The organism is Streptomyces sp. NPDC030820 (assembly GCF_055572075.1).
In genome coordinates this window covers 251,964-273,103 of sequence record NZ_JBVIEB010000006.1, presented here as the reverse complement: position 1 = coordinate 273,103, position 21,140 = coordinate 251,964, and the positions used below count along the sequence as shown (strand labels likewise).

The window sequence follows — 21,140 nt, the reverse complement described above, 5'->3', positions numbered from 1 at the left end:
CGGCAAATCCGGAATACCGCGATGTGCTCGACTAGCATCACTGCGAAAGTCGGGAAGCAATCGCCATGCCGACCCCCGGAGATGTCCGTGCACGACCCTCCCGACACCTCTGCGAACGCGGTCAGGGCCTTCGAGGCCGACCCCCTGGTCCGCATCCGCGGGCTGGTCAAGCGGTTCGGCGGGACCCTCGCACTGGACGGGGTGGACCTCGACGTCCGGGCCGGCAGCGTTCTCGCCCTGCTCGGCCCCAACGGTGCCGGGAAGTCCACGCTCATCAGGGTGCTGGCGGGCGTCCACCACGCCGATGCGGGCCGGATCACGGTGGACGGGCATCCGCTCGGCAGTCACAGCGCCTCCCGCAGCATGTCCTTCATCCACCAGGACCTCGGGCTCGTGGAGTGGATGACGATCGCCGAGAACTTCGCCCTGACCATCGGATATGCGCGGCGCGCCGGACTGATCTCCTGGCAGCGGACCCGGGAGCAGTGCGCCGACGCTCTGGGAACCGTCGCCGGACACCTCGATCCCGACACGCCGATCGCCCGGCTCGGCCCCGCAGAACGCTCGCTGGTCGCCATCGCCCGCGCCCTGGCGGCCCGCGCGAAGCTCGTCGTCCTCGACGAGCCGACCGCCCGTCTTCCCGCCGCGGACTGTGCCCGGCTCTTCCGCGTCCTGCACGCCCTGCGCGACCGGGGGCACGGCATCCTCTACGTCACTCATCGCCTGGACGAGGTGTACAAGGTCGCGGACGCCTTCGCCGTCCTGCGCGACGGCCGGCTCGTCAGCCACGGCCCGCTTGCGGGCCACAGCCCCGCCCGGCTGATGCACGACATCGTCGGCGAGGAACCGACCCGCCATCGCCCCGTTGCCGGCCCCGCGGGCGGCCCCGCCGTCCTCGTCCTCGACGGCGCACGGACCGCCGGCACCGGAGCGGTCACCCTCGAACTGAGGGCCGGGGAGGTCCTGGGCCTGGTCGGCCTCTCGGGCGCCGGGCACATGGACCTGGGCCGCGCTCTCGCGGGCGCGCGGCCTCTCCTCGGCGGGCGGGTACTCCTCGGCGGCAGGCCCTACAGCCCTCGCACGGTCGCCGACGCCGTCGCTCGCGGCGTCGGCTTCGTGCCCGGTGACAGACAGCGGGAGGGCTGCGCCGCGGGGCTGACCGTACGTGAGAACCTCATGGCCAATCCCCGTGCGGGAGGTCTGCCCCCACCGCGCTGGATCGGTCCCCGCCGTGAACGCGCCCTGGCCGCGCAGCTGATCGGACGGTTCGCGGTGCAGCCCCGCGACAGCGAGGCCCCCCTCGCCACTCTGTCCGGCGGAAACCAGCAGAAGGTCCTGATCGGCCGGTGGCTGCGGGTCGACCTGCGTCTGCTGATCCTGGAGGAGCCGACCGCGAGCGTGGACGTCGGAGCCAAGGCCGCGGTCTACCGCCTGCTCGACGAGGCGCTGGCCGCCGGCCTCGCGGTCCTGCTCGTCTCGACCGACTTCGAGGAGGTTGCGGACGTGTGCCGCCGCGCCCTGGTGTTCGTCCGCGGATCCGTGACGGCCGAGCTGAGCGGTGCGGGCCTCACGGTCGCGGGGCTGACCCGGGCGGCCTCGGCCCTGCCGGCCTCCGGCACCGCCCCGAACTCATGACCTCCCCGCCCTCGCTCTTCCCACGCCGCTCCCGGCCGCGCCGACGGAGCACGGCCTGGCACCTCGTGAGCGCCTACGGCCTTCTGGTCCTCACCGCCCTGCTCTTCCTGGTCTTCTCCCTCACGCTGCCGCATACCTTTCCCACCCGGGACACCGTCGACTCGATCCTGTCCAACCAGTCGATCCCGGCCGTCCTCGCGCTCGCCGCCATGGTCCCCATCGTGACCGGCTCGTTCGACCTCTCCCTCGGCTACGGCCTCGGCCTGGCGCACGTCATGGTGCTGCAACTCATCGTCAACGACGGATGGCCGTGGCCCTGGGCCTGCCTCGTGGTGCTCGCCGGAGGGGCGGTCGTGGGCGTCCTCAACGGTGTCGTCGTCGAGTTCGGCCGGATCGACTCCTTCATCGCCACCCTCGGAACCGGCAGCATGCTGTACGCCGTGACCGGGTGGGTCACGGGCGGCGGCCGGATCGTCCCGGGCCCGCACGGTCTGCCGGCCGCCTTCACCGGCATCTACGACTCCAGGGTCCTCGGCCTCCCGCTGCCCGCCCTGTACGTGCTCGCCCTCGCCGTCGCCCTCTGGGTGGTGCTGGAGCGGCTGCCGCTCGGCCGGTACCTGTACGTCATCGGTTCCAATCCACGCGCCGCCGATCTGGCCGGCATCCCGACGCGCAGGTACACCGTCTACGCGTTCGCCGCGTCGGGGCTGATCGTCGGCTGCGCGGGGGTGCTGCTGGCAGCTCAGCAGGAGATCGGCAATCCCAGCGTCGGCCTCGACTATCTCCTGCCGGCCTTCGTGGGCGCCCTCCTCGGCTCGACGGCGATCAGACCCGGCCGTCCCAACGCCCTGGGCACGGTCGTCGCCGTCGCCGTGCTCGCCGTCGGCCTCACCGGCATCGGACAGCTGGGTGCCGACTTCTGGACGATCCCCCTGTTCTACGGCGGCACCCTGCTGCTCGCCGTCGGGCTGGCCGGCTACTCCGCCCGCCGGCTGCGCACCGGGGCCGACGCGGCCCGCGATGCGCCGGCCGCAGCGCAGCAGCCGCCGTCGGCGCCCGGAGGCGGAACCGCCGACATTCCTCCATGACCTGCACCAGGGCCGGACCCCGGACACCGGCCGCGCCCTGACGCTCGCCCCTCCGCGAGGAGCACCCGTGCACCCAATCCGCAAGGCCACCCCCCGCGCCGTCACTGCCCGGTCCGTCGCGATCGCGCTGCTGGTCGCGGCAACCGCCTTCACCGGCTGCGGGCGCGGCTCGTCGAACGGCCCCACGCCGTCCACCAACGGCCCGGGCGGCTGCCCCGCGGTCCAGACCGGGTCCCAGGCCGCCGTCGCACGAGCGGAGCAGACCGACACCGCCTGGAACGGGCCGACCAGCGGCCCAGCGGCGGTGTCCGGCAAGACGATCGTCTACGTCGCCCAGACCATGACCAACCCCGGAGTCGCAGGCGTCGTAAACGGCGTGCGGGACGCCGCGAGAGTCATCGGCTGGAACGTCCGGGTGATCGACGGTGGCGGCAGCCCCGCCGGCATCCAGGCCGCCATGAGCGAGGCCGTGGCTCTCAGACCCTCGGGCATCGTCATCGGCGGCTTCGATCCTGGTTCGACCTCGCAGCAGGTCGCTCAGGCCAACGCGGCCGGCATCCCTCTCATCGGCTGGCACGCGGTCGCTTCCCCCGGCCCCAGCAGGCGGCCAGAGCTGTTCACCAACGTCACCACCCGGGTCGAGGACGTGGCCCGCATCAGCGCGCAGTGGATCATTTCGCTCTCCAACGGCCGGGCCGGGGTCGTGCTCATCAGCGACGCCTCGATCCCCTTCGCGAGGAAGAAGTCCGATCTGATCAGAAAGGAACTCGCCACCTGTTCCGGCGTGCGGCTGCTCGCGTACGAGAACATCCCGATCCCGGACGCGAGCAGCCGCACCCCGCGTGAGATCTCCACCCTCCTCTCCCGCTTCCAGAGCAGGTGGACGTACTCCGTCGCCATCAACGACCTGTACTTCGCCGACGCCGCCCCCGCCTTCCGGGCCGCCGGCAGGCCGTCGGCGGGCCCGCCTTTCAACATCGGCGCCGGCGACGGTGACCCGTCCGCCTTCCAGCGCATCAACGACAGGCAGTACCAGGCCGCCACCGTTCCCGAGCCGCTGTCGCAGCAGGGCTGGCAGATCGTCGACGAGTTCAACCGCGCCTTCTCCGCTCGTCCCGCCAGCGGCTACGTCGCCCCCGTCCACGTCTCGACCGCCGCCAACAGCGCCGGTGCCACGACCTGGGACCCACCTGGCTACCGGGAGGCGTACCGCAGGATCTGGGGCAGATGAACCTCAGTTGTGTGGTGCCGTGGAGGCCGGGTGGCCGGGAGAGAATGGCCCCATGACGGACAAGAAGGCGGCGACGCTGTCACGCAAGACCTACGAGGCCGAACTGCTGCGGCTGCAGACCGAGTTGGTCAAGATGCAGGAGTGGGTGCGCGCCGAGGGTGCCCGGCTGGTCGTCGTCTTCGAGGGGCGGGACGCGGCCGGAAAGGGGGGCGCCATCCAGCGCGTCACCCAGTACCTCAACCCCCGTGTCGCCCGGATCGTGGCGCTGCCCAAGCCGACGGAGCGCGAGCGCACCCAGTGGTACTTCCAGCGGTACGTCGAGCACCTCCCGGCCGCCGGGGAGCTCGTGCTCTTCGACCGGTCCTGGTACAACCGGGCCGGCGTCGAGCGCGTCATGGGCTTCTGCACCCGGGAAGAGCACCAGCTGTTCCTGCGCCAGTGCCCGATCTTCGAGCGGATGCTGGTCGAGGACGGGATCCTGCTGCGCAAGTACTGGTTCTCGGTGAGCGACGCCGTACAGCAGGAGCGCTTCCAACGCCGCCTGCAGGATCCGCTGCGACGCTGGAAGCTGTCGCCGATGGACCTGGAGTCGATCACCCGTTGGGAGGAGTACTCCCGGGCGAAGGACGAGATGATGGTGCACACCGACATCGCCGAGGCGCCCTGGTACATCGTCGAGAGCGACGACAAGCGGCGCGCCCGGCTGAACATGATGGCCCACCTGCTGTCGTCCGTCCCGTACCACGAGGTGCCGCCACCCGTGCTGGAGCTGCCGCAGCGCCCTCCGGCCACCGGCTACGAACGACCGCCGCGTGACCTGCAGACCTATGTCCCGGACCACGCGGCACACCTGTGAACCCGCCCCCGCCACGGTCCGGGCGGGGGAACGCCGCAGTCCCGGGCCCGTTCAGCCGTCCCACGACCAGTCGGCCACCTCCGGCAGGTCCGTGCCGTGTTCCCGGATCCAGAGGTGGTGCCGCTGCCGGGTGTCCTCCATCCGCTGGCGTACGGCGGCCCCACGCACCGCCAGACCGGGGACGCGGTCGATGACGTCCATCACGAGGCGGTAGCGGTCCAGGTCGTTGCGGACCACCATGTCGAACGGCGTCGTGGTGGTGCCGATCTCCTTGTAGCCGCGCACGTGCAGGTTGTGGTGCCCGGTGCGCCGGTAGGCGAGGCGGTGGATCAGCCACGGATAGCCGTGGTAGGCGAAGAGGACCGGCTTGTCTGCGGTGAAGAGGCCGTCGTACTCGAAGTCGCTCATTCCGTGCGGGTGTTCCTCGCTCGGCAGCAGCCGGGCGATGTCCACGACGTTCACCACGCGCACCGTCAGCTCGGGCAGCTCGCGGCGCAGCAACCGGGCCGCCGCCAGCACCTCCAGTGTGGGCACGTCGCCCGCGCAGGCCAGCACCACATCGGGTTCGCGGGTGCCGTCCTCGGTGCCGGCCCACTCCCAGATGCCGGCGCCGCGCGCGCAGTGGGTCTTCGCCTCTTCCATCGACAGCCAGTCGAAGCAGGGCTGCTTGCCGGCCACGACGACGTTGACGTAGTCGCGGCTGCGCAGCACATGGTCGGCCACCGACAGCAGGGTGTTGGTGTCCGGCGGCAGATAGACCCGTACCGCCTCCGGGCTCTTGTTCAGGATGTGGTCGACGAACCCGGGATCCTGGTGGGAGAAGCCGTTGTGGTCCTGTCGCCACACATGGGAGGTGAGCAGGTAGTTGAGGGAGGCGATGGGGGCACGCCAGGACAGGCGGCGCGTGGTGCGCAGCCATTTGATGTGCTGGTTGACCATCGAGTCGACGATGTGCACGAACGCCTCGTAGCAGGAGAACAGCCCGTGCCGCCCGGTGAGGAGGTAGCCCTCCAGCCAGCCCTGGCAGGTGTGTTCGGAGAGGATCTCCATGACCCGTCCGTGCCGGTCGAGGTGTTCGTCGACGGGCAGGGTCGCGGCCTGCCAGGCCTTGCCGCTGGCGCCGTAGACGGCCTGCAGCCGGTTGGAGGCCGTCTCGTCGGGGCCGACCAGGCGGAAGTCACGGCGGTCGGCGGTGGCCGCCATGACGTCCTGGAGCAGGTCGCCGAGGACACGGGTCGGTTCGTGCAGGGTGGCGCCGGGCTTGTCGACCGCCACGGCGTACCGCTCCAGCGGCGGCAGGGGCAGCTCGCGCACCAGGAGCCCACCGTTGGCGTGCGGGGTGGACCCGAGCCTGTGGGTTCCCTCGGGGACGCAGGCGAGTACGTCCGGGCGTGGGGCGCCGTGCTCGTCGAACAGTTCTTCGGGGCGGTACGACCGCAGCCACTGCTCCAACCGCCGCAGGTGCTCGGGGTTTTCCCGGACGGCGGCGAGCGGCACCTGGTGGGAGCGCCAGGTGCCCTCGACCGGCAGCCCGTCGACCTCGGCGGGGCCGGTCCAGCCCTTCGGCGTACGGAGCACGATCACCGGCCAGCGGGGCCGGTCCGTGGCCCCGCCCTCGCGGGCGGCCCGCTGCAGGGCGGTGATGCGGTCCACGGCGGTGTCCATGGCCGCGGCCATCGCGCGGTGTACGGCGGCCGGGTCGTCGCCGGTGACATGGATGGGATCGTGGCCGTAGCCCCTGAGCAGGTCGTCGAGTTCCGGTTCGGGGAGCCGGGCCAGCACGGTCGGGTTGGCGATCTTGTAGCCGTTGAGGTGCAGGATCGGCAGGACGGCGCCGTCGTGGACCGGGTCGAGGAACTTGTTGGAGTGCCAGGAGGCGGCCAGCGGTCCGGTCTCCGCCTCGCCGTCGCCGATCACACAGGCGACCAGCAGATCCGGATTGTCGAGGGCGGCGCCGTAGGCGTGTGCGAGGGAGTATCCCAGCTCGCCTCCTTCGTGGATCGAGCCCGGGGTCTCCGGCGCGACATGGCTGGGCACCCCGCCCGGGAAGGAGAACTGCTTGAACAGCCGGGCCATGCCCGCGGCGTCCCGGGTGACGTCCGGATAGGTGTCTGTGTACGACCCCTCCAGCCAGGAGTTGGCCAGGACGGCGGGACCCCCGTGGCCCGGTCCCCAGATGCACAGGGCGTTCAGGCCGCGGGCCTTGATCAGGCGGTTGAGGTGGGTGTGCACGAGGTTGAGGCCGGGTGAGGTGCCCCAGTGCCCCAGCAGGCGCGGCTTGACGTGCTCCGGGCGCAGCGGTTGGGTCAGCAAGGGGTTGGCCATGAGGTAGATCTGGCCGACGGAGAGGTAGTTCGCGGCGCGCCAGTGGGCGTCCAGCGTGGCGAGCTCCTCGTCCGTGAGCCCGGCGGGCGCCTGCTGCGTGTCGACGGACATCGGGATTCCTTCCGGATCGGACGGCGGTCGGGGCGTGAACGCGTGCCCGGGCGGGCACACAGCACCCACCATCCGGCGGACCACCGGGTACCCGACAGGGCCGTTCGGTCCACGGCCGGCGGCAAGGCGGTCCCTTCGGACCGGCCCAGGGCTGAGGTCCAGCCCGTACAGCGTCCGTCCTTCTCAGTACAGCGGCCGGCGCAGGGGTGCGCGGGGTGCCCGGCGGGGAGCCGGGCAAGCGTTGAGTTCGATCAGCCGGACGACCCGGTAGCGGTGTGGCCTGAAGGGCTCGTAGAACTCCTCGATCTCGTCGTCCGCCAGCGGCCGGCCGAGCAGGGCCATCCCGGTCATACGGCCGAGGCGGTAGTCGCCCAGCGGCAGCGCGTCGGCGTCGCCGAGAGCCCTGTGACCGACCTGGGCGGCCGTCCAGGTGCCGACGCCGGGCAGCTTGGCCATCAGCTCGTAGGCCCGGGCCGGGTCACCCGCGGCCTGGTCGAGCCGTGCGGCGTGGCGGGCGGTCCGGATGACGGTGCGGGAGCGCTGCAGGTCGACGCCGGCCCGGCGCCATTCCCAGCTCGGGACGGTCCGCCAGACCTCAGGCGCGGGCGGAACCCGCATGCCCACGGGCGCCGGACCGGGCGCCGGCTCCCCGTGGGCCCGGACCAGACGGCTGAAGGACGCGGCGGCGTCCAGGCCGATCACCCGCTGCTCGATGATCGCCGGGACGATCGCTTCGAAGAGGCGGCCGGTACACGGCACACGCAGGCCGGGCATACGCCGGCAGGCGGCCCGGAGGAGCGGATGCCCGGGCCGGAACAGTTCGGGCTGGTCACCCGCGCCCAACTCGGTGCGGATGCCGTCGACGAGCTCGGCGGCCCCGGCTCCCCAGGCATCGATCTGAAGGTCGTCCAGGCGCTGCTGCCGGATGCGGTACGTCACCGGTCCGGAGGCCGTCAGCGCCGAGCGCCACAGGGCGCCGTCAGCCTCGACGCGGTGCGTGGGGTCGTCGTGTCCACGGCGCAGACTCTCCAGGGTCAGCCGCGCGTCCACGGCGAAGCCGGGCTGCCAGTGCAGGGACCGGTCGGGGGCCGGTGCGTGTCTCGCCTGCGTGCGTGAGCGGGAGCCGGTCACAAAGCCATCGTTTCACGAGGGAGGCCGCGGTCGGCCGCCATCGGGCCCAAGCCTGATCACTTCGCGGTGGAGGTCGTCGCACGGGCGCCCGGCGCCGTGCGGTCGGGGGATTCCCGCATCTGGAGGAAGCGGCCGTGCCATGAGTGGTACCAGACCGCGCCGGTGGTCGCGTTGACGGAGAGCATGCCGACGACGTGCTGATCGCGCAGGGTGTGCAGGGTGTAGTAGCCGGGGAACCGATCGGCTTCGGCGGCGTGCAGTCCGGTGTGGTGATCGCTCAGCCACTGGTCGGCGATGCGTACCGCCTGGCCGGGTCCGACTGCCGGTGCGCCGCTGCTGCGGGATGCGCCCATCATTCCGTAGACCGTGTTCCACATCATGGCGGGGCCGAACTCCAGGTGCACGGTGCCGCTCCTGGGGTCGATGAGGACTTCGGTGGCAGGACGGCCGTCGGGGTCGACGAGTTCCGCGTAGTAGCCGTTGCTGAACCGCATGACCTCCCCGACCCGCAGGCCCCACCGGTCGGCGAAGCGTCCCGCGGCACGGTCCGCGTCGGCCGTGCTGCGGACGGGGCCCGCGCGGGCAGCGGCGCCCGTCATCACCCCGGGGCCCGGACGCCATGGCCCGGAACCGACGCCCATGACCCACACGAGCGAGGCGATGAGCGCGGCCACCGCGGCGACCAGCACCGTCAGGAAGAGCCCTCGGCGGGTCAGCCCGGTCATCGGGGCCCCGGCTTGTGGGCGGCGAGGCGTTGGCGCGCCTCGGTGTATGTGTCCGCGTCGATCTCGCCTGTGGCGAAGCGCCGGTCGAGGATCTCCTCCGGCGTCTCTCTCGGTTCCGGAGTCCGGTGGGTGCCCTCGCCACGTGTTGTGGTGCCGTCGCCGCGCGTCGTGGGGTGGTGGGCGAAGCGGATTCCGGCCCACACGGCCACAGCGATCAGCGCGATCCACAGCAACGGCATGAAGGCCATCCACGCCCAGCCGCCATCCCAGTACATCATCGCAGCTCACCTGCCCAGAAGGGGTCCTGCTCCCCACTCTTCCCAGGAGCGGCGAACGGCGGCAGGGGCCCTTCGGCCTCATCGCAGGACCTGTTGGGCACCTGTGTGCCGGGTGCAGGTCGGGCATGACGCGGTTCGCGGCGCCCCGAAATACCCCCGGGGGTACTCGTGCTACCGTCGACATATACCCCGGGGGGTAATTTCACCGGAAGGGAGTCCCCGTGTTCTTCGTCGACACGATCGAGGTGGCCGGGCTCGGCAACCGCAGCTATCTGGCGGGCGGCGAGCGGACGGCCGCGGTGGTCGATCCACCCCGTGACATCGACCAGGTGATCGGCGCCGCCGCACGGCGCGGGGTGCGGATATCCCACGTCGTCGAGACGCACCTCCACAACGACTACGTCACCGGCGGGCTGGAGCTGGCCCGGATCACGGGCGCCACCTACCTCGTCCCCGCCGCTGCCCGGGTCTCGTACGAGCGCGTACCGGTGCACGACGGCGACCGCCACGAGATCGACGCCGACGCCGCACTGGTGCTGCGCGCGATCGCGACGCCCGGCCACACCCCGCACCACACCTCGTACGCGCTGGAGGAGAACGGCACGGCCGTCGCCGTGTTCACCGGCGGCTCACTGCTGATCGGCACCGTGGGCCGGCCCGACCTGGTCGAACCACGGCTGACGGCGGACCTCGCCCGGGCCCAGCACGCCTCCGCGCACCGTCTGGCCACCGAGCTGCCGGACGACGCCGCCGTGCTGCCCACGCACGGCTTCGGCAGCTTCTGCTCGGCCGCCCGGGCGGAGGGCGCGGCCACCACGATCGGCAAGGAGAAGGCGTCCAACACGGCCCTGACCCGTGATGTGGACGGCTTCGTCGCCGATCTGCTCGCCGGTCTCGACGACATTCCCGCGTACTACGCCCACATGGGCCCGGCCAACGCTGCGGGGCCCGCGGCGCTCGACCTCACCCCGCCCGCCCTCGCGGACGCCGACGAGATCGCCGGCCGGCTCGCCGCCGGGGAGTGGGTGGTCGATCTGCGCAACCGGGTCGCCTTCGCGGAAGGGCATGTCGCCGGCTCGTTCAACTTCGAGGCCGAGGGACAGCTCGCCACCTACCTGGCCTGGCTGATCCCGTGGGGCAAGCCGGTGACCCTGCTCGCCGAGTCCGCCGGACAACTCGCCGCCGCCCAGCGCGAGCTGACCCGGGTCGGCATCGACCGCCCGGCCGCCGCGGCCACCGGAGATCCGGCGCGCTGGGCACGGGAGGGCGAAGCTCTCGCCTCGTTCCCGCGGGCCACGTTCGCCGACCTCGCACAGCACTCCGAAGACGGCATCGTCGTACTGGACGTCCGCCGCGACTCGGAGCGGGCGTCGGGCCATGTGGCGGGATCGGTCCACATCCCCGTCCACGTCCTGCACCGCCGCCTCGACGAGGTCCCCGGCGGGCAGGTGTGGGTGCACTGCGCGGGCGGCATGCGCGCCGCCATCGCCGCCTCCCTGCTGGACGCCGTGGGCCGTGACGTCGTCGCGGTCGACGACCGCTTCGAGTCGGCCGAGCGGGCCGGGCTCACCGTCCACACCCCCTGACGACGTCCGCCGCAGCGCATCGCAACCGAGAAGACGAACAGGAGCGAGAACCACGATGAGCCTCTTCGGACGTGGCCGGGGCGGCCCGGCGCGGGTGACCGTGCAGGAGGCCGCCGCCCGCACGGACTGCGCGCGGGCGGCCGGAGTCAGCGGGCCGTCCGTGCTGCTCGACGTACGGGAAGCCCACGAGTGGCAGGCCGGCCACGCCCCCGGCGCGATACACCTGCCCCTCACGGCACTGGCCGCCGGTGCCGGGCTGCCCGCCGAGGCGCAGGCGCGGCCGGTCGTCGTGATCTGCCGTTCGGGCCGACGCTCCCGGCGGGCCGCCGAACTGCTGCGGGCCAGGGGCGTCGAGGCCGTCGACGTCCTCGGCGGCATGCAGGAGTGGGCCGGGGCGGGGCTGCCGGTCGTGGACGCGCGGGGCGGGAACGGAACCGTCGCGTGAGCGCTGTGATACTCGCGCTGATCGCCGGGGCCGTCATCGGCCTCGCGCTCGGCGCCCTGGGCGGCGGAGGCAGTGTGCTGGCCGTACCCGCCCTGATCTATCTGCTCGGATTCACCCCGGTCGCGGCCACCACGGCCAGTCTGGTCATCGTCACCGTCACCTCCGCCACCGCCCTGTCCGTGCACGCCCGCGACGGACAGGTCCGCTGGCGTACGGGGCTGCTGTTCGCGGCGGCCGGGATCGGCCCGGCCGCGCTGGGCGGCGCGCTCGCCGGACGCCTGCCGGCAGCCGCGCTGACCGTGGCCTTCGCCGTGGTCGCGGCCGTAGCCGCGGTACGCATGCTCAGGCCCCGCTCCGACGCGGACAGCACCGTCCACGTACGGCAGGGGCGGGCGGCGGCCGCGGGAGCCGGACTGGGTGCGGTCACCGGCGTGCTCGGCGTGGGCGGCGGCTTCCTCGCGGTCCCCGCCCTGGTCAACGTCCTCGGCATGCGGATGCGGGCGGCCGTGGGCACGAGTCTGCTCGTCATCACCGTCAACTCACTGGCGGCGCTGGCGATGCGCGCCGGTACGGCCGACGGCCTGGACTGGTCGGTCATCGGACCGTTCGCCGGGGCGGCGATCCTGGGCGCCTGGGACGGCAAACGCCTGTCGGCGAAGCTTTCCGGGCACACCCTGCAGCGGGTCTTCGCTCTCGTCCTGCTGGCGGTGGCGGGCTTCATGCTGGTCGATGCGGCGGTGGGATGACCGCCCGACCGCCTTTCCCTACGCCAGCGACAGGAACAGCTTCTCCAGCCGCGCGCGCATCGCCTCGGTGTCCTCGCCGTTCTTGCGGCCCGATTCGATGTCGGCCACACACTGCTGCAGTCCGGTGGCGATGATCGCGAACCCGGCCCGGTCGAGTGCCCGCGAGGCGGCGGCCAGCTGCGTGACGACGTCCTCGCAGTCCCGCCCCTCCTCGATCATCCGGATCACGCCGGAGATCTGGCCCTGCGCACGCCGCAGCCGGTTCAGCACGGCCCTCAGGGACGCGCCCTCAAGCTCCAGTTCCACGCTCACTCCTCGAAAAATACCCCTAGGGGTACTGTACGTCCCGGTTCGGGACGGCGGCGACCATCAAGGATCACATCTGCCATGACCACCACTCCCCTCACCCTCGACACCGACCAGGCCCGCGCCCGGCTGGACGAACTCACCGTCATCGATGTGCGCACCCCCGGCGAGTACGCCTCCGGCCACCTGCCCGGCGCCCTCAACATCCCTCTGGACCGGATCCGGCGCGCGCTGCCCGAGCTACGGCACGCCGCCGGACGCGGCGACGTCCTCGTGGTGTGTGCCTCCGGCGCCCGCTCTGAGAGGGCGCGCCGGCTGCTGGCCGAGGAGGGCATTCCGACGGCCACCCTCACCGGCGGCACCAGCGCCTGGGCCGGCGATGGACACGAACTGCACCGGCCGGCCGCCTGCGACACGCGGGCCGGCTGGAGCATGGAGCGGCAGGTGCGCTTCACCGCGGGCACGGTGGTACTTCTGGGCCTGCTCCTCGGCCTGCTGGTGCATCCGGCCTTCCAGATCCTCTCGGCCGGTATCGCGGGCGGCCTCGTCTTCTCCGCGCTCACCGACACCTGCGGCATGGCCGTGGCACTGGGCATGCTGCCGCACAACCGTCCCCGCCCGGCGGACCTCGCCGCGACGCTCGCCGCACTGCGCCGAGGCTGAGCGCCGCCGCCCTGACAGGTGGGACGACCGGGAGCCGCACGGAGGCGACACGGCACGGCCGACTCCCTTGTCAGGAAGTGCCGTTGCGCAGCCGGGCGTCGGCGGGCTGCTCGGCCGCGCCGACCCGCTGAAGAAGCAGGCGGGCCAGTCCGCGAGCCTCGTCCGGGGTGAGTGCCGCCCAGACTCCCGGTTCGCCACCCTGGTCCTCCCCCACGTCCAGGGCGATCCGGCTGACCGGCCGGTCCGGGTGTCCGAGCAGCAGGCACCGCACTTCGATCCTGCGTCCGCACCTGGTCACCAGGAGGGTCTCGTCGGTTCGGCTCCCGTCGTTCGTGCACAGCCGCTCGTCCGCTGCCGTCGCCATCGGGCTCACACTCCTCCGCCGCGCGATTCCGTCCCCCGCGGCCCCTATACCCGCCGGGGTATCAGAAACAGCGCTTCCTGCGCGGGAGTTGTTCCCTCTCGGCCCTCTCGGCCCTCTCGAGGGACTCAGTGGTGGATCGCGGTGCCTCGGCTTCGGGCGGGGCACCGCGTGGTGCTGTCAGCCGAACAGACTGCGCACCCTGATCGTTTCGACGTGCCGCCACGAGCCGCCCGGCAGCAGCAGCCAGTCGCCCTTCGTCGACGAGGCCCTGCGGACGACGGCGGTCCGTTCCGCCCTGCGCGTCGGCAGCCGGGAGCCACAGCCCTTCGCCTTGGCCCGTGGCCGGGCCCGTGCCCCCTTGCTCATGGCTCCTCCCGCGACATGAGGCGCGGTACGTCACCCGCGTTCGTCTGCATGAGCACCCACTCCCCGAATATCATCGTCCTTTTCTCAGCGGATCGCCCTCGGACGGCACAGCGCGGGCCCGCTGCACGCACTGATCGCTGCACCCGGGACGCGTTGCCCTGGCGAGAACGCGGGACCGCGTGCAGCGTGGAGAGGAAGGTGGCCGATCGACGGGGTGGGAGAGCCGTAGGAGAGGTGGGACACATGGACAGGGATGCCTCCGAGCCCCGGGTGGTCGTCGGTGTCGACGGATCGCCGTCCTCGTACGAGGCCCTGCGCTGGGCCGTCCGGTACGCGGGCTTCATCGGCGCCACCGTGGACGCGGTCGCGGTGTGGGAACTGCCGGGCCGCTACGGCTGGTCGGCGCCCGCCGTGGACATGGACGTCGACGCGGAGGAGGCCCGGCAGCGGGTGCGGAAGGAGCTGACCGACGTGCTCGGCGCGGACGCGGCCGACTCGGTCCGCAGTCATGTGGTGCACGGCAACGCCGCCGACGTGCTGCTGCGGGCCGCCGAGGGAGCCGAGGCCCTGGTGGTCGGCAGCCGGGGCCGGGGCGGATTCGCCGCCGCCCTGCTCGGCTCGGTCAGCCAGCATGTGTCGCAGCACGCGAGCTGCCCGGTCGTGATCGTGCACGCTCAGAAGCAGTGACCCGGTGTCCGACCAGCACCGACGTCATCCACCCGTCCCATGGGCTCTCATACGACGTCCAGCACGTCGGCGACGGGCCGACGGGGACTCGGACGGCCTTCGGGCCCGTAGCCGAGCCGGATGACCATCTGGACGTGCGCCATGGCCGAGACGGGGTCGCGGACCGCCCATCGCAGCTCGGCCCACTCCAGGGGCTGTGACGTCAGCGAGGCGACCAGCCCGTCCGTCGTGGCCTGGAGCAGGACCCGCTCCAGCGCCTGGCCCGCGCGCAGCCAGTCCACCGGCCGGTCGTGGGCGGTGCCCAGCAGGCCGATCTGCGGGTTGCGTTCGAAGGCCGCCCAGCTGCGGCCGGGCACGGCACGACCCGCGGCGAAATCGCGTACCGGAGCGGCAGCCCGGCGGCTGCGCGGCCCCAACGCCTCGGCGGGGATGCCGTCCGAGGCCGCAGTGCCGCTCGTCGGTTCCGTCGGTTCCGTTCTGGTCCAGCGGGCCGTCTCACCCCGTACACGGGGATCCAGCGCCTCCCGGCCCTCGGCGTCCTGCACCAGCTCCAGGAGCGACACCACATGCCACGGGCCCGGGAACAGCAGCTCCGCTCCCTCGGCGCGGGCCGCCTCGCACAACCGGTCCTTCAGCGCGCCCGGTATCCCCTCCTCGCGGTAGGGATGACGGCTGGAGTGCCGGCGGCGGATCGCCGGCTGCAGCACGGCGAGGGCCTGATCGGGCTGAGCCCGGCCGCCGCCGAGGTCCAGTTCGGCCAGCAGCAACGGATCGGCCGGGTCGGGGAGCAGCCGGACCACCGGGTCCAGGCCGGCCGCGGCGGCGGCCACGCGCAGGTTGAGCAGCGCCGCGCCACATCCGAGGTGCAGGCCGCGGTTGTCCGGATCGGTTCGCGGCAGGGCGCGCTCCGGGTCGGCGTAGAGGCGAAGGACACCGCTGTCGCGCCGGTAGCGGAAGTGCCAGGGCTGTGCGTTGTGCAGTGAGGGGGCTGCCTCGGCGTCGGCCACGAGGGCGGTGATGTCGTACGTGGCGAGGGGTGGCGTGATCACGATGGCCTCCCTGGGGTTGCTGGCCCGACCGCCGCGCGTCGCGGGTGACGACCCGCACCGTGCCGCGGGACGGCATACGAGCCTGTCTCCAGCCTGGGTGGCGCTCCCTGTCCGCGACAGGGGCCGCCCGGACCCGACCCGGGGCCGAGTGGGCCCCTCGGGCGACCGGCACCGTGCGCCCCGGCCGTCGGACGACATCGTCGCATCGCGGGCACGCGCGGCCGGGTGGTACTCGCTGCCGGCGAACCCGGCACGAGCGGCATTGCGACCGGCTTCGCGGTCCGCGAGCTGCCGACGGTCCGCGGCCGCGGCCCTCCTGGTCGTCGAGGTGGCCGCCGGTTGCGCGGATGCTCAGGTCCGCTTCGGTGGAACGACGAGGACTGGGCAGCGGGCGTAGTGCAGCACTCCCTGGCTGACCGAGCCCAGCAGCATCCCCGTGAAGCCACCGTGCCCTCGCGTACCCACGACCAGGCCCAGAGCGTCGGCGGAGGCGTCGGTGAGGGCCTGCACCGGATGCCCGACGGCCAGTTCGTGCCGCAGATCCACGTCGGGATAGCGGGCATGGCGACCGGCCACGGTCTCCGAGAGCAGCCGCCGGCACTGCTGCTGAACTCCGTACTCGTCGAAGATCCTCAGCGGTCCCGGCTCCCAGACATACAGTGCCCGCACCTCGGCACCGCGCAGTGAGGCCTCCTCGAACGCCAGGTCCACGGCGGCGGTCGAGTGCTCACTGCCATCGACGCCGACGACGTAGAACGCGGGCTCCCGGGCGGCGTGCTCCGCTTCCGGCACTACCACCACGGGGCAGTGCGCCCGGGCCATCAGGGGCAGGGCGACCGCAGCGGAGCCGAACACCTCCTGCGCCCGGCTGAGGTGCTGCGAGCCGAGCACGACGGCCCTGGCGGTACGGCTCTCCTCGCCCAGCACCCACACGGGGTCGCCTTCGGCGAGTACGGCGTCCACCTCGACCTCGGGATGCCGGTCCGCGACGAAGTCCACGGCCTCGGCGAGGACCTGCTTTCCGCTCCGGTGCAGCCCCTCGTTCCACTCCTCCCAGGACGGCGGGACGTCCGGCCTCCGCTGCCCCCTGGTCGGCACACCCTCGGCGCGGACCGGCCGCAGCGGCACCCGCCGGCGGGCCGCCTCGTCGGCCGCCCAGGCCAGCGCCGACCGCCGGGTGGAGTCCGTCTCCACACCGACCACGATCGGCCGGCGCTCACTCGGCCCGGACATGATCGTCTCCAGCCGGGAAGTCGCTTCGCTGTGGCCGTGCGGGCGTGGTCATGGTCCTCGCCTCCTCGCTGCGGTGGCGGGGACCGTGCTGCGGTCCTGCCGCCGCCGTCCGATCCCATGCAAGGCGCGCGTCGTACGAGGTGCCAGGGGCCGTTGGTCCCTGCTTCGGGCAGGTCGGCCTCACCGCCCTTCCTGGTCACCGGGCAAAAGGGACCTTGAGCACCCATGTCATGGGCTGTTCGGCCTCAGCACGGGAGCGTCGGGCGCGCTTCACTGAAAGCAGGCGAAGACCGAGGAGGTACGGCCATGGGCACACTCACCCGCAGGCAGAGGATCCCCTTCCCGGACATGTCGGACTGGTTCGAGACCCTTCCGAGCAAGTTCGCGATGCCCTCCGTCCGAATCGAGGACTACACAGAGAACGACCGCTACATCATGCGTGCCGAGCTTCCCGGCATGTCTGCCGAGGACATCGACGTCGTCGTCGGCGACGGGATGCTGACGGTCAGGGCAGAGCGCACCGAACGGGATGTGGAAAAGCACCACAGCGAGATCCGCTACGGCGCGCTGAGCCGCAGCGTGACGCTGCCGACCGGTGCCGACGAGGACGACGTCACGGCCGACTACACCGACGGCATGCTGACCATCAGCGTGGGCCTGAGCGCCGAGAAGGCGGAGGCCAGGCATGTCGAGATCCGGCACGGCAGCTGACGAATCCGTTCACTCACCGGCGGGCTCGATGCGGGCACGCCGGTGCGTCGCGCTCCGCGGGAACAGCCCTGTCGAGCCGTCGGCCGTCCCCGCAGGCTCGCTGCACGGTTCGCCCTCAGTGGTCCGAGCGTTGCCCGTTGCTCTGCGGCTCCAGGTGGGATGCGAGGACCGCCGCCTGGACCCGGCGCTGGACTCCCAGCTTCGCCAGCATCCGCGAGATGTGGTTCTTGACGGTCTTCTCCGACAGGTACAGCCGCTTGCCGATCTCCCGGTTGGTGAGACCGTCGCCGATCAGGGCGAGGATGTCCCGCTCGCGGGGCGACAGGCTCGCCAGTTCGGACGGCACCGAAGGGGTCTGTGCCGGTTCGGTGCGCAGGGAGCGCATCAGGCGGGCCGTGGTCGCCGGGTCGAGCATCGACTGTCCCGAGGCGACGGTACGCACGGCGGAGACGAGGTCCGAGCCCTTGATCTGCTTCAGCACATAGCCGGAGGCCCCGGCCATGATGGCGTCCAGCAGCGCGTCCTCGTCGTCGAACGAGGTCAGCATCAGACAGGCCAGCTCCGGCATCCCGCTGCGCAGCTCCCGGCAGACCGAGATGCCGTCGCCGTCCGGAAGCCGCACGTCGAGCACGGCGACGTCCGGGCGCAGCGCGGGCCCGCGAGAGAGCGCGTGCTCGGCGGTGTCCGCGTCGCCGACCACGGAGATGTCCGGTTCGGCGTCGAGCAGGTCGGCCAGGCCGCGTCGTACGACCTCGTGGTCGTCCAGCAGGAACACCCGGATCGGATTCTGCTCCGTGAAGGTGCGTGTCTCGGTCATGACGACCTACTCCCTGGTCACTCCCTGATCGTCGCGGGCGAGGTCGAACTGCACGTCCACCACGCCTTCCACGGCCCGCACCAGGCGCGCGGCCACCGGGACCAGCGCGGTGTCGCGGATCCGGCCCGTCAGCGTGACGACTCCGTCGTGCACGTCCACCTGGATCGCCGAGGCCGGCGGGGGGAGAAGGTACGCCACGGTCTCGCGCCGGACCTCCTCGGCGATGGCGTCATCGTCGCGCAGGAAGACCTTGAGCAGGTCGGCGCGACTGACGATGCCCGCCAGCAGTCCGGCCTCGTCCACCACCGGCAGCCTCTTGACCCCCTCGCGTGCCATGATGCGCGCGGCTTCGGCCAGGGTGGCGTTCGCCCGGACCGTGACGGCGGGCGACGACATGAGGTCATCTGCGGTGAGGCCGCCTGCCTTCGCCATGTCGACCGGCCGGCGAAGCCGGAGGTAACCGGCCTCCGGGGCGTCCCGCAGTTCCTCCGTGGGCAGCAGGTCGGCCTCGGAGACCACGCCGACCACCCGGCCCTCGCCCTCGATCACGGGCAGGGCGCTGACCTGCCAGTCCTGCATCAGCTGGACGATCTCCTTGAAGGGGGCGTGCCGCCCCACGGCGGCGACCGTGAGGGTCATGACATCGCTGACGATGTGCGGGATGCCGTACATGGTGACCTCCGTGAGCCGTGGTGGCCGGTCCGTTCTCAGCATGTGCCGGTGCCCGGGACCCGGCCAGGGGCCACCCGTCCCCCAGGTGGGCCGTTCGGCTCCGCGGAAGCGCACGGGGAGGTTCGGGTCCTCGGGGCCTGTCGGTCCCCTGCAGGGACTTGCGGCCTCTCACCCCGCGAGCGCGGCGGCGCCACGCTGGAAACCGGATTCCTCGTGCCGGGAGGTGTACGCGATGACGGGAACGGTCACGGTAGGTCTCGACGGGTCGCCCGAGAGCCGGGCCGCCGCCGAATGGGCGGCGCGCGAAGCAGCGCTGCGCGGTCTGCCGCTCAAGATCGTCCATGTCTGGGAGCCGGTGCCCGAACCCATGGCCCAGGCCCCGCTGCTCGGCGGCGAGACCCAGCAGCACTGGACCGAGGAGGTTCCCCGTGAGGCCGCCGAGGGGCTGCGGCTGCGCCATCCCGGTGTCGAGGTGATCACCGACCGGTTCACCGGGAATCCGGCCCGCGCCCTCACCGAGGCGGCGGACTGCGCCGAGCTGATGGCGCTGGGCTCGCGCGGCTTCGGCGGGCTCGCCGGCTTCATGGTCGGCTCGGTCAGCCTGGCCGTCCTCGCCCACGCCGAACGTCCTGTGGTGCTGGTCCGGGCCGGCGAGCAGGCCGCGGACGAGCACAAGGCGGACCCGGCGGGCGTACCGTCCGCCGCGACCCCCTTCCGGCCCGTCGTCCTCGGCCTCGACATCGCCACCCCCGACGAGACGCTGCTCGGGTTCGCCTTCGACGCCGCCGCCCGCCGAGGCGCGTCCCTCCGGGTCGTGCACGGCTGGAGCGAGCCGCCCACCTCCTTCTACCGTTTCTACGGTGACGCCGAGCTCTACGACGAGCTCGCCCGTGGGCAGGCCAAGGCCCTGACCGAGGTCCTGCGGTCCTGGCGGCAGAAGTTCCCGGACGTGGAAGTGATCGAGGCGAGCCGGTGCGGCGGCGCGGCCCAGGTTCTCGTCGACGCCTCCCGCGAGGCCTCGCTGGTCGTCGTGGGCCGGCGCGTCCGCACCAGCCCGCTCGGCGCCCACATCGGCCATGTCGCGCATGCCGTACTGCACCATGTCGTGGCCCCGGTCGCCGTGGTTCCGCACGACTGATCCTCCGAGAGAGCGGTGAGCACGTTGGACCTTCCGATCGTCGTAGGCGTCGACAGTTCCGAGCCGAGCCTGCGGGCAGTCGACTGGGCGGCCGACGAGGCCGCCCTGCGCGGGGCCCCGCTCCGGCTGGTGTACGCCTCCCTGTGGGACCGCTACGAAGGCGCCCTGCTCGCACAGGAACTCGACAAGCCGCTGGAGGAGGTGATGGCCCGGGACGTCGTCGGTACCGCGGCGGAGCGGGCCCGACACCGCCGGCCGCAGTTGAAGATCACCACCGATGTGCTGCCCGAGGAGCCGGAGCACGGACTCGTACGGGAGAGCGGCACCGCCCTCGCCATGGTGCTGGGGTGTCGTGGCCGCAGCGGCATGGCCGAGGCGCTGCTGGGTTCCGTCAGCCTCGCGGTCGCCGCCCATGCACGGTGCCCGGTGATCGTCCTGCGCGGCAGCCCCGACGGCGGCCCGGACAGCCGGGCTCGCGCCGGGATCAAGGGACGGATCGTGCTCGGGGTGGGCGAGCAGCCGACCGGCTCGGCCGCCGTGCGGTTCGCCGTCGAGGAGGCGTCCCTGCGCGGCGTCCCCCTGGAAGCCGTGCGGGCCTGGCGGCGCCCCGCGCACGCGCACACCGGTCACCAGTTGCTCGTCGGCGAGCCGGCGCACCTCAGGGAGCGGCAGGCCGTCGAGTTGCTGGAGCAGGCCCTTCGCGACGCACCCGCCGGGCTGGAGGTGGACCGCCACACCGTCGAGGGCCACGCCCGCGACGCCCTGATCGCCGTCTCGCGCGCGGCCGACCTGCTCGTCGTCGGCGCCCGGCGCAGGCACGGTCACTTCGGCCTCCAGCTCGGCCGCGTCGCCCACGGGGTGCTCCACCACGCGCCCTGCCCGGTGGCCGTCGTACCGGAACCCGCCTGACGTTCCTGGGGCCGTACACGTGGCTACGGCACATCCCCGAACGCCCCCAGCGGGTGGGCCTCGGCAGC

23 protein-coding genes are annotated in these 21,140 nt (G+C 72.5%); 12 read left to right on the top strand and 11 right to left on the bottom strand.

The features are described from left to right. Positions 1–87 precede the first annotated feature (87 nt). From ACZ418_RS18860 to ppk2, 4 genes are all read left to right on the top strand, one after another. Positions 88–1,635 carry a sugar ABC transporter ATP-binding protein gene (locus tag ACZ418_RS18860; protein WP_468363833.1) on the top strand — a complete coding sequence of 516 codons (1,548 nt, stop codon included), beginning with the start codon at positions 88–90 and terminating at the stop codon, positions 1,633–1,635. Beyond that, positions 1,632–2,723: an ABC transporter permease gene (locus ACZ418_RS18855; RefSeq protein ID WP_468363831.1), complete on the top strand. Its 1,092-nt coding sequence runs from the start codon at positions 1,632–1,634 to the stop codon at positions 2,721–2,723. The genes ACZ418_RS18860 and ACZ418_RS18855 overlap by 4 nt, the downstream gene beginning before the upstream one ends. Before the next feature lie 67 nt (positions 2,724–2,790). Further along, positions 2,791–3,954, top strand: a complete 1,164-nt coding sequence (locus ACZ418_RS18850) for a substrate-binding domain-containing protein (protein ID WP_468363828.1) — start codon at positions 2,791–2,793, stop codon at positions 3,952–3,954. Between the two features lie 52 nt (positions 3,955–4,006). Continuing rightward, positions 4,007–4,810: a polyphosphate kinase 2 gene (gene ppk2 / locus ACZ418_RS18845; RefSeq protein ID WP_468363825.1), complete on the top strand. Its 804-nt coding sequence runs from the start codon at positions 4,007–4,009 to the stop codon at positions 4,808–4,810. Between the two features lie 51 nt (positions 4,811–4,861). Here the strand turns inward: ppk2 and ACZ418_RS18840 are convergent, their stop codons facing one another. The 4 genes from ACZ418_RS18840 to ACZ418_RS18825 all read right to left on the bottom strand — a co-directional run bounded on the left by ACZ418_RS18840 (position 4,862) and on the right by ACZ418_RS18825 (position 9,380). Continuing rightward, positions 4,862–7,246 (bottom strand): phosphoketolase family protein, encoded by a 2,385-nt coding sequence (locus tag ACZ418_RS18840; protein WP_468363822.1) that lies wholly within the window; start codon positions 7,244–7,246, stop codon positions 4,862–4,864. A gap of 183 nt (positions 7,247–7,429) precedes the next feature. After that, positions 7,430–8,377 carry a DNA-3-methyladenine glycosylase family protein gene (locus ACZ418_RS18835; RefSeq protein ID WP_468363819.1) on the bottom strand — a complete coding sequence of 316 codons (948 nt, stop codon included), beginning with the start codon at positions 8,375–8,377 and terminating at the stop codon, positions 7,430–7,432. Positions 8,378–8,433: 56 nt separating this feature from the next. Then, positions 8,434–9,102, bottom strand: coding sequence for a hypothetical protein (locus tag ACZ418_RS18830; protein WP_468363817.1), 669 nt, complete (start codon positions 9,100–9,102; stop codon positions 8,434–8,436). Beyond that, positions 9,099–9,380 (bottom strand): SHOCT domain-containing protein, encoded by a 282-nt coding sequence (locus tag ACZ418_RS18825; RefSeq protein ID WP_468363814.1) that lies wholly within the window; start codon positions 9,378–9,380, stop codon positions 9,099–9,101. Before ACZ418_RS18825 ends, ACZ418_RS18830 begins: the two co-directional genes overlap by 4 nt. A 221-nt stretch (positions 9,381–9,601) precedes the next feature. On the opposite strand from ACZ418_RS18825, the gene ACZ418_RS18820 reads away from it, so the two are divergent. Genes ACZ418_RS18820 through ACZ418_RS18810 form a run of 3 tightly spaced genes read left to right on the top strand, consistent with a single transcriptional unit; the run spans position 9,602 to position 12,157 of the window. Next, on the top strand, positions 9,602–10,966 hold the full coding sequence (locus tag ACZ418_RS18820; protein WP_468363812.1) for a rhodanese-like domain-containing protein: 1,365 nt from the start codon (positions 9,602–9,604) through the stop codon (positions 10,964–10,966). Between the two features lie 55 nt (positions 10,967–11,021). Further along, positions 11,022–11,411, top strand: coding sequence for a rhodanese-like domain-containing protein (locus ACZ418_RS18815; protein WP_468363809.1), 390 nt, complete (start codon positions 11,022–11,024; stop codon positions 11,409–11,411). After that, on the top strand, positions 11,408–12,157 hold the full coding sequence (locus ACZ418_RS18810; protein ID WP_468363806.1) for a sulfite exporter TauE/SafE family protein: 750 nt from the start codon (positions 11,408–11,410) through the stop codon (positions 12,155–12,157). Before ACZ418_RS18815 ends, ACZ418_RS18810 begins: the two co-directional genes overlap by 4 nt. Before the next feature lie 18 nt (positions 12,158–12,175). Here the strand turns inward: ACZ418_RS18810 and ACZ418_RS18805 are convergent, their stop codons facing one another. Beyond that, the gene (locus tag ACZ418_RS18805; RefSeq protein ID WP_076084014.1) at positions 12,176–12,463 is read right to left on the bottom strand and encodes a metal-sensitive transcriptional regulator; all 288 of its coding nucleotides are present in this window, start codon (positions 12,461–12,463) and stop codon (positions 12,176–12,178) included. Between the two features lie 81 nt (positions 12,464–12,544). On the opposite strand from ACZ418_RS18805, the gene ACZ418_RS18800 reads away from it, so the two are divergent. Continuing rightward, complete coding sequence (locus tag ACZ418_RS18800; RefSeq protein ID WP_468363802.1) at positions 12,545–13,126, top strand: rhodanese-like domain-containing protein; 582 nt, start codon at positions 12,545–12,547, stop codon at positions 13,124–13,126. A 70-nt stretch (positions 13,127–13,196) separates the two neighbouring features. Here the strand turns inward: ACZ418_RS18800 and ACZ418_RS18795 are convergent, their stop codons facing one another. Together ACZ418_RS18795 and ACZ418_RS18790 are read right to left on the bottom strand one after the other, a co-directional pair. Continuing rightward, positions 13,197–13,490 (bottom strand): hypothetical protein, encoded by a 294-nt coding sequence (locus ACZ418_RS18795; RefSeq protein WP_468363799.1) that lies wholly within the window; start codon positions 13,488–13,490, stop codon positions 13,197–13,199. A gap of 177 nt (positions 13,491–13,667) precedes the next feature. Then, positions 13,668–13,856, bottom strand: coding sequence for a hypothetical protein (locus tag ACZ418_RS18790; protein WP_468363796.1), 189 nt, complete (start codon positions 13,854–13,856; stop codon positions 13,668–13,670). Positions 13,857–14,099: 243 nt separating this feature from the next. On the opposite strand from ACZ418_RS18790, the gene ACZ418_RS18785 reads away from it, so the two are divergent. After that, the gene (locus ACZ418_RS18785; protein WP_468363794.1) at positions 14,100–14,543 is read left to right on the top strand and encodes a universal stress protein; all 444 of its coding nucleotides are present in this window, start codon (positions 14,100–14,102) and stop codon (positions 14,541–14,543) included. Between the two features lie 47 nt (positions 14,544–14,590). On the opposite strand, the gene ACZ418_RS18780 is transcribed toward ACZ418_RS18785, so the two are convergent. Both ACZ418_RS18780 and ACZ418_RS18775 read right to left on the bottom strand, forming a co-directional pair. Beyond that, positions 14,591–15,592, bottom strand: coding sequence for an Acg family FMN-binding oxidoreductase (locus ACZ418_RS18780; protein ID WP_468363791.1), 1,002 nt, complete (start codon positions 15,590–15,592; stop codon positions 14,591–14,593). 351 nt (positions 15,593–15,943) lie between these two features. Then, on the bottom strand, positions 15,944–16,825 hold the full coding sequence (locus ACZ418_RS18775; protein ID WP_468363789.1) for a universal stress protein: 882 nt from the start codon (positions 16,823–16,825) through the stop codon (positions 15,944–15,946). A 306-nt stretch (positions 16,826–17,131) separates the two neighbouring features. Between ACZ418_RS18775 and ACZ418_RS18770 the strand changes: the two genes are divergently transcribed. After that, positions 17,132–17,536 carry an Hsp20/alpha crystallin family protein gene (locus tag ACZ418_RS18770; RefSeq protein ID WP_468363786.1) on the top strand — a complete coding sequence of 135 codons (405 nt, stop codon included), beginning with the start codon at positions 17,132–17,134 and terminating at the stop codon, positions 17,534–17,536. A 115-nt stretch (positions 17,537–17,651) separates the two neighbouring features. Here the strand turns inward: ACZ418_RS18770 and ACZ418_RS18765 are convergent, their stop codons facing one another. Both ACZ418_RS18765 and ACZ418_RS18760 read right to left on the bottom strand, forming a co-directional pair. Next, entirely contained in the window at positions 17,652–18,353 is a 702-nt protein-coding gene (locus ACZ418_RS18765) for a response regulator (RefSeq protein ID WP_468363783.1), read from the bottom strand. 6 nt (positions 18,354–18,359) lie between these two features. Next, entirely contained in the window at positions 18,360–19,025 is a 666-nt protein-coding gene (locus ACZ418_RS18760) for a CBS domain-containing protein (RefSeq protein WP_468363781.1), read from the bottom strand. A 232-nt stretch (positions 19,026–19,257) separates the two neighbouring features. On the opposite strand from ACZ418_RS18760, the gene ACZ418_RS18755 reads away from it, so the two are divergent. After that, positions 19,258–20,163 carry a universal stress protein gene (locus tag ACZ418_RS18755; RefSeq protein WP_468363778.1) on the top strand — a complete coding sequence of 302 codons (906 nt, stop codon included), beginning with the start codon at positions 19,258–19,260 and terminating at the stop codon, positions 20,161–20,163. A 24-nt stretch (positions 20,164–20,187) separates the two neighbouring features. Next, positions 20,188–21,072, top strand: a complete 885-nt coding sequence (locus ACZ418_RS18750; RefSeq protein WP_468364392.1) for a universal stress protein — start codon at positions 20,188–20,190, stop codon at positions 21,070–21,072. The last annotated feature ends 68 nt before the right edge of the window (positions 21,073–21,140 follow it).

Coding starts and splice junctions, on each gene's coding strand:
- ppk2 (WP_468363825.1), top strand. CDS start 4,007: ATGACGGACAAGAAGGCGGCGACGCTGTCACGCAAGACCTACGAGGCC.
- ACZ418_RS18775 (WP_468363789.1), bottom strand. CDS start 16,825: ATGTCCGGGCCGAGTGAGCGCCGGCCGATCGTGGTCGGTGTGGAGACG.
- ACZ418_RS18770 (WP_468363786.1), top strand. CDS start 17,132: ATGGGCACACTCACCCGCAGGCAGAGGATCCCCTTCCCGGACATGTCG.
- ACZ418_RS18785 (WP_468363794.1), top strand. CDS start 14,100: ATGGACAGGGATGCCTCCGAGCCCCGGGTGGTCGTCGGTGTCGACGGA.
- ACZ418_RS18825 (WP_468363814.1), bottom strand. CDS start 9,380: ATGATGTACTGGGATGGCGGCTGGGCGTGGATGGCCTTCATGCCGTTG.
- ACZ418_RS18840 (WP_468363822.1), bottom strand. CDS start 7,246: ATGTCCGTCGACACGCAGCAGGCGCCCGCCGGGCTCACGGACGAGGAG.
- ACZ418_RS18855 (WP_468363831.1), top strand. CDS start 1,632: ATGACCTCCCCGCCCTCGCTCTTCCCACGCCGCTCCCGGCCGCGCCGA.
- ACZ418_RS18760 (WP_468363781.1), bottom strand. CDS start 19,025: ATGTACGGCATCCCGCACATCGTCAGCGATGTCATGACCCTCACGGTC.
- ACZ418_RS18800 (WP_468363802.1), top strand. CDS start 12,545: ATGACCACCACTCCCCTCACCCTCGACACCGACCAGGCCCGCGCCCGG.
- ACZ418_RS18790 (WP_468363796.1), bottom strand. CDS start 13,856: ATGAGCAAGGGGGCACGGGCCCGGCCACGGGCCAAGGCGAAGGGCTGT.
- ACZ418_RS18795 (WP_468363799.1), bottom strand. CDS start 13,490: ATGGCGACGGCAGCGGACGAGCGGCTGTGCACGAACGACGGGAGCCGA.
- ACZ418_RS18765 (WP_468363783.1), bottom strand. CDS start 18,353: ATGACCGAGACACGCACCTTCACGGAGCAGAATCCGATCCGGGTGTTC.
- ACZ418_RS18815 (WP_468363809.1), top strand. CDS start 11,022: ATGAGCCTCTTCGGACGTGGCCGGGGCGGCCCGGCGCGGGTGACCGTG.
- ACZ418_RS18755 (WP_468363778.1), top strand. CDS start 19,258: ATGACGGGAACGGTCACGGTAGGTCTCGACGGGTCGCCCGAGAGCCGG.
- ACZ418_RS18830 (WP_468363817.1), bottom strand. CDS start 9,102: ATGACCGGGCTGACCCGCCGAGGGCTCTTCCTGACGGTGCTGGTCGCC.